The organism is Herpetosiphon gulosus, assembly GCF_039545135.1.
Taxonomy (GTDB): domain Bacteria; phylum Chloroflexota; class Chloroflexia; order Chloroflexales; family Herpetosiphonaceae; genus Herpetosiphon; species Herpetosiphon gulosus.
Genome location: NZ_BAABRU010000001.1, coordinates 462,024 through 468,823 on the forward strand (window position 1 = coordinate 462,024; position 6,800 = coordinate 468,823).

Annotated in this window: 6 protein-coding genes and 2 tRNA genes; 6 read left to right on the forward strand and 2 right to left on the reverse strand. The window is 49.8% G+C overall.

The features are described 5' to 3' along the window. Positions 1–192: 192 nt before the first annotated feature. A complete protein-coding gene (locus ABEB26_RS02020; protein ID WP_345720272.1) occupies positions 193–1,254 on the reverse strand; it encodes a TRM11 family SAM-dependent methyltransferase in 1,062 nt (353 codons plus the stop codon). Positions 1,255–1,336: 82 nt separating this feature from the next. Next, positions 1,337–2,842, reverse strand: a complete 1,506-nt coding sequence (locus tag ABEB26_RS02025) for a carboxypeptidase M32 (protein WP_345720273.1) — start codon at positions 2,840–2,842, stop codon at positions 1,337–1,339. 433 nt (positions 2,843–3,275) lie between these two features. Between ABEB26_RS02025 and ABEB26_RS02030 the strand changes: the two genes are divergently transcribed. The 6 genes from ABEB26_RS02030 to ABEB26_RS02055 form a co-directional block, all read left to right on the forward strand. Further along, positions 3,276–3,482, forward strand: a complete 207-nt coding sequence (locus ABEB26_RS02030) for a hypothetical protein (protein ID WP_345720274.1) — start codon at positions 3,276–3,278, stop codon at positions 3,480–3,482. Further along, on the forward strand, positions 3,479–4,552 hold the full coding sequence (locus tag ABEB26_RS02035; protein WP_345720275.1) for an STAS domain-containing protein: 1,074 nt from the start codon (positions 3,479–3,481) through the stop codon (positions 4,550–4,552). Before ABEB26_RS02030 ends, ABEB26_RS02035 begins: the two co-directional genes overlap by 4 nt. Before the next feature lie 11 nt (positions 4,553–4,563). Beyond that, positions 4,564–5,697: a pyridoxal phosphate-dependent aminotransferase gene (locus ABEB26_RS02040; RefSeq protein WP_345720276.1), complete on the forward strand. Its 1,134-nt coding sequence runs from the start codon at positions 4,564–4,566 to the stop codon at positions 5,695–5,697. 65 nt (positions 5,698–5,762) lie between these two features. Further along, positions 5,763–5,848 (forward strand) — tRNA-Tyr (locus ABEB26_RS02045). A 25-nt stretch (positions 5,849–5,873) separates the two neighbouring features. Then, a tRNA-Thr gene (locus ABEB26_RS02050) sits at positions 5,874–5,949 on the forward strand. Between the two features lie 94 nt (positions 5,950–6,043). Continuing rightward, positions 6,044–6,800 (forward strand): elongation factor Tu (locus ABEB26_RS02055; protein WP_345720277.1); only part of this gene is annotated, 757 nt, incomplete at its 3' end.

Below are 6,800 nucleotides of genomic sequence, written 5' to 3' on the forward strand. Positions count from 1 at the left end.
CAGGAGCACAAAGGACACGAAGAATGATTTAGCCACGAATTGCACGAATTTCACCAATTATTCTTCTCTATCCCTAAGCTTGTTGTCTGACCCCTGATCTCGCGTCTTTTTTGCCTGATGTCTTTATCCCTCATCCTTTATCAATGCTCTGCGCCTCTGCGTTAAAGCTAACCCCTGACCCCTACCCCTTGGTTACTTCTTGCGGAATAGAAAAATATATTCGTGTTTGAAGATATAAAAACCGCCGACCAAAGCCCGATAGCGCCACAGCTCTTTTTGGTGGCGCTTGCCAGTGGTTTCTTCAAAATTTTTGACGATAATACTTTTGAGTTGAAAGCCTTGCTGTTGCACAACTTCCATGGTGCGAAATCCGAGGGCTACCCACTCGCCATGCATATATTTATCGCCGATAATTACCGCGAGATGCCGACCGCGTTGCAGAACTGGCTTGACTTGAGCCACCGCCGCCGCCATTTGGTCCAGAAAATCCTCGACTGAAGGCGCATTGGATAAATCGCGTTCATCGTCGCTGAAGTTGATAATATCAAAATAGGGCGGGTGCATAATTGCTAGCTGCACATAACGCTGGCCATAATCTGCCAATACGCTTTGCCAATTGATTGTTGTGCAATCGCCATGCACCGAACGCGCAACAATCGCCAGCGGATTTGGCTCGCGTTCAACGGCTTGGTTGGCATACTCGACCATATGCGGTTGTAGCTCAACCCCCAATACATTGCGGCCCAAGCGTTGACCTTCGATCAAACTTGTGCCCGAGCCAGCAAAAGTATCGATCACCCAATCACCTTGTTTGGTATAACGCCGCATCAACTGATTGGGAATTTGCGGCACAAAATTGCCCCAATAGCCCGCCGAATGCACTCCCGAGCCATCGCGACGATCGATCATCCACAGGCTATCGGTGTTAATATCGTCGTATTCCTTCCAACGATTGAGGTTAATATCGTTGATCGCGGTGGTGCGCACGGTGGCGATGCTGCGAGCCAGCCGATCGATATAGTAATGTGCTCGTTCGAGAGTCTGAGCCTCGCTAATTTGCTGCAACTCACCTAACAAAAAAGCATAATCAAACGCGATACTCTCAGCCTGATCAGCGACCCCATCGGCATAATCGGCCAAGTGCGAGGTAGTAGCGAGAATACTAGCGCGGAGTGCGACGAGGGCTGTGAGATCACGCCAACCAGCCAGAAGATTGAGCAAACGTGGTTTGCGAAACCAAAGCAACCGATCCATGCAATCACCCATGAAGAATTCTCAAGCGGGGCTGGTTTGTGCAACCAACCCCGACAAACGTTTACTGTGCGAGATGCTTATTTTACAACGAATAGAGTTCGCCGTATTTGGTGCGGAGATAGCGAATATACGGCTCGATGCTGAGGTCTTGACCTGTAACTTTGCGGATTAAGGTTGGCACGCTGTATTTGCGGCCATGAACGTACATGTTCGATTTCAGCCAATTGTGCAGGTTGGCAAATTGACCTTGGCTAATTTCGGTTGGTACATTGGGGTTGGCTTGCACAGCAGCATCAAAAACTTGAGCGCTGAGGATATTGCCCAAAGTATAGCCTTGGAACGAGCCACCGATAATCCCACCATACCAGTGGACATCTTGCAGCACACCATCGCGATTATCAGGGGCGGTAATGCCCAGATCGCTGCGATAGCGTTCGTGCCAAGCTTCGGGTAAATCGCGAATGGCCAATTTCCCTTCGAGCAAGGCCAATTCCAAATCGAAGCGAATCATGACGTGCAAGTTGTAGGTCACTTCGTCCGAATCGGTGCGAATCAACGAGCGCTGGACTTTGTTGATCGCCCGATAGAAGGTATCCAAATCGACCTTACCTAGTTGGTTGGGGAAGGTGGCCTGAGCTTTGGGATAAGCATATTGCCAGAAGGCGCGACTGCGACCAACCACATTTTCCCATAAACGCGATTGTGATTCGTGAGTGCCAGCCGAAGCGCCGCTAGCCAATGGGGTATTTTCGTAGGCTGGATTTACGCCCAACTCATAGACGGCATGCCCAGTTTCGTGAATTGTGCTAAACAAGCCATCGCTCAAATCGTTTTCACGGAAGCGGGTGGTGATGCGCACATCGCCAATCGAGAACTTGGTCATAAAGGGATGATGGGTTTTATCTTGGCGACCGCGTTCGAAGTCGTAGCCGATTTCGCGAATTAAGCTCTCGCCAAAGGCCAATTGCTCGGCTTCGGGATAGTGTTGCAACAAACAGCTATCATCAGCGGCTGGTTGCTCGGTGATGGTTTTGACCAACGGTACGAGTTGTTCGCGCAAGGGGCCAAAAATCTCACGAATTTTGGCAACGGTCATGCCTTGATCGGCCATGTCGATCAGTGGATCGGCGATATGTTCGCTGGGGCCGAAAAATTCAGCATAGCGGCGGCTGAGATCAAGGGTTTTTTCGAGCAAGGGAGCGACTGAAGCGAAGTCGTTGTTGGGGCGAGCTTGAGTCCAAGCGGTATAGGTTTTGGCCACGTGCGAATACAATTCAGCAATAAACTCGCTGGGCACACGCACCGCTTGGTCATAATCGCGCTTGGTTACCAATACCAAGGCTGCATCATCCGATTCAGGATCTTGCTGTTCTGCCCAAGGCACGAGCTGTTCAAGCAAGCGACCAACTTCGGGAGCAGTCGCATGCTCGTGGGCTAAGCGGCTGAGCGTAGCCATTTGGCGACCACGAGCTTCGGCCCCTCCAGCAGGCATGTAGGTGCTTTGATCCCAATTTAACACAGCGCTAGCATACGATAAATCTTGAGCAACCCCAATTTTTTCCTTCAAATCAGCTAATTGTTCTTGCATTTGATTCTCCTACACAGGTGGCACGATTGTGCAACGGCGCACACTCGCTCAGTCATTATAATTCAATTCAGCGCTAGCTGAGAACCAATTTGACGCATTGCAGCGATCAGCTGAAGTGCCCTCAACCTTGTGAGTAGTGATTTGTTTGGAATGGGGGAATACCTAGACAGCTAAAACGCGCAACTATTTAGCCCAAACCAAACAAATCTAATGATCTGCGTCAAGAATTGAGCGTAGCTGCGGTTGATTCAAATAGGCCAAACGTATGATACGCCTTGGTACTATTAGGGGGAGCGAACTCCTCCCTTGATGGTAGTGAAACTGCCTAGGTAACCCATAAATCAAGTCCTATAGTCCTGTTATTCCTAGTTGCGCGAACCGACCGAGTATGTCATACTCAAGAATAACCATTTTTCCCAACGGGTCTTTTACTATGCAACGATCACTACCATCTGCGAAACAGCTTGGCGTAGCTGCCTTTGCAACGTTGATTTTGGGCATTATCTTGCTGTATGCAGGAGCCTTAACCATCGCACCACTGGCTTTGCTGGGTTTTGTCGTGTTATCAATAGTGGCAATGGTATCGCTCACCGCCCACGACATAGAAGATACCATTCGACAGAAAGGGCGTTCAGAATGAGTTTGCTACCCGCCGCCATCGACGATAACGAACTATCTCCAGCCCGCAAAACCTTGCTTGATCGCATCCATCTGGTATGGATATTTGTCAATGGCTCAACTGCATTAAGCTTGTTTTTCCTCTTTCTCTTCAATTTCTTTAGCGGCAACAGTGCTTGGGTCCAAATGTTGATCTTATCGATCTCTTCGATTGGCTCAACCGGGATTTTGTGGTACACCAATAGCAAGCCAGTTCAATGGCGCTTATGGGCAGCCTTGATTAGCTCAATGGTCGCACTAATTGAAATTGCGCTCTTCTTCCAAAATGGCTATTTGATTGCGATCTCAATTACCAGCGTGGTCAGTATCTATGCCGTTACCGCAGATCGCCACGAATTAATCACTTGGTCGGCAGTGATCGGTGTGACCTTTACAATTATTTTTGCGATTTTGAATGGGGTTGAACAAACGCCGCCAAAATGGCTGAATGATTTACACCTCAACTTGCTGATTTCGAAAGTGCTGGTTCCGGCCTTTATTGGTGGCGGGATTGTGATGATTGCCTTGTTGTTGCTTGGTTTGAGCAATACGCTGCGTCAATCGCTCAACGAGGCTAATGAGCGGCGGCGGGTGGCTGAGGAAGCGCAAGCATCCCAAGCTAAAACCTTGGCTCAGGTTGAGCGTCAAGCGGCTGAGCAAGCACGTTTGCTCGAATTGGTGCGCGATCTCGAAACTCCAGTAATTCCAGTGCTCGATGGCGTGTTGGTGCTGCCAATCGTTGGTCACCTCGAAAGCAAACGTCTAGAAAACTTGACCGAATTGCTGCTCAATCGGGTATCGCAAGAGCGTGCCCACACGGTGTTGCTCGATATCACGGCGGTTTCAGTGGTTGATACGGCTACTGCTCAGCACTTAATTCAGTTGGCTCGCGCAATTCGTTTGCTTGGCGCTGAATGTGTAATTACTGGGATTCGCGCCCATGTTGCTAGCACCTTGGTGGCGCTAGGAATTACTTGGGAAGGCCTACGCACCGCTGGCTCGTTGCGTGATGGAATTGCCAAAATTATCGCTGAAAAGAATATTGCAATTTAGGAATTTGGCTTGTGGTTTTTGATGATACTGATTTAACGCCCAACCGCATTGAAATGGCTCGTCGCGCTGCGACGGGTCATTTTATTGATCTGACCAGTAGCAATCCCACCCAACAAGGCTTGCTTTTCCCGCCCAATGTGCTGGAAAAAGCTGCCCAAAAGTATTGGTTACAACGGCGCTACGAGCCAAATCCACGCGGTTTGGAGTCAACTCGTCAGGCAATTATTGAATATTATGCGCAACGCAATCCAGCCTTGGCGCTAACGCTTGATGATATTTTTATTACTGCCAGCACCAGCGAGGCCTATAGCTTGTTGTTCTCGTTGCTCACTGCGCCAGGCGACAATATTCTTGGGCCAAATGTGACCTATCCACTGTTTGAATATTTGGCCGATTTGCATCACGTTGAGCTACGAACCTACGAGCTTGATCCTACCAACAATTGGGCAATCGATCAGGCTTCGTTACTGGCTGCTGCTGATCAGAACACACGGGCAATTTTATTAATTTCACCGCATAATCCAACTGGGTCAATTATTAGCGAGCCAATCGCTGTATTAAATCAACTAGGAATTCCGTTGATTTGTGATGAAGTTTTTGCGCCGTTTGCGCTGGCCAAACCGTATGTGCCACCGTTGGGTGGGCTACACCCCAACGTACCCGTTTTTCAGCTGAATGGCATCTCTAAGCTCTTAGCCTTGCCCGACCTCAAACTAGGCTGGATTGCGCTGAATCAGGCGGCTCAGCGCTATGCAGAGCGCTTAGAATTGATCAACGATACCTTTCTGAGTTGTAGCACGTTGATTCAAACGATGCTGCCTGACTTGCTGCATGCTGCGCCAGCATTTATCGATCACATGCTTGATCGCGTGCGAGCCAATATTGCCTATGCTCGTGAGCATTTAGCCCAGCACCGACGTTTGATCTGGAGTGAGCCAGATGGTGGTTATTATTTGTTTTTGCAAGTGCGCGATGAATTCGATGATGAAGCCTTGGTAGTACGGTTGATCGAACAAGGCGTGTTGGTGCATCCAGGCTTCTTTTTTGATTGGATCGATGATTGTCGGATTATGCTTTCGGCCTTGACTGAACCGCAACAATGGCAAGCAGGTATCCAAAAATTGGCTCAGATTCTTAGCATTTGACAAGCAATCAATCTTCGGCTATAATCACCTGCGCTGTCGGAATACGGCAGGTTTACAAAAAAAGCGGGTAGGTACCAGAGTGGCCAAATGGGGCGGACTGTAAATCCGCTGGCTTACGCCTACGGGGGTTCGAATCCCTCCCTGCCCACCAATTTGTTTTCCATGTCACAGACAATGCCCTTGTAGCTCAGTTGGCAGAGCACACCCTTGGTAAGGGTGAGGTCACGGATTCGAGTTCCGTCAAGGGCTCCATACCTATGCTGGAAAACGATCCGACACTTTGTGCGGGTCGTTTTCATTGAAACTTACAAAACCCCATTTGGGATTGTAGGAGGACTAACACTCAATGGCTAAGCAAAAGTTCGAGCGGAACAAGCCCCACATCAACATTGGGACGATCGGGCACGTTGACCACGGCAAGACGACCTTGACCGCTGCCATCACCAAAACCATGGCACTGCGTGGCCGCGCTGAATTCCGCGCCTTCGACCAAATCGACAATGCTCCCGAAGAACGCGCTCGTGGGATTACGATTTCGATTTCACACGTGGAATATGAAACCGAAAATCGCCACTACGCGCACGTGGACTGCCCTGGTCACGCCGACTATATCAAGAACATGATCACTGGTGCTGCCCAAATGGACGGCGCAATCTTGGTGGTATCGGCACCGGACGGCCCGATGCCCCAAACCCGCGAACACATCCTCTTGGCTGGCCAAGTCGAAGTGCCCGCGATGGTGGTCTTCTTGAACAAAGTTGATATGATGGACGACCCAGAGTTGCTCGAACTGGTGGAAATGGAATTGCGCGAGTTGCTGAGCAAATACGGCTTCCCGGGCGACGAAATTCCGATCGTGCGTGGCTCCGCCAAGGGTGCGTTGGATAGTGCATCAACGGATGCTGGTCAACCCGAGTATCAATCAATCCAAGAATTGATGCAAGCGGTTGACGATTACATCCCAACCCCCGAACGCGCGATTGACAAACCATTCTTGATGCCAATCGAAGACGTGTTCTCGATCAAAGGCCGTGGCACCGTGGTGACCGGTCGGATCGAACGCGGGATCGTCAAAGTGGGCGATACGATTGAAATCATCGGGA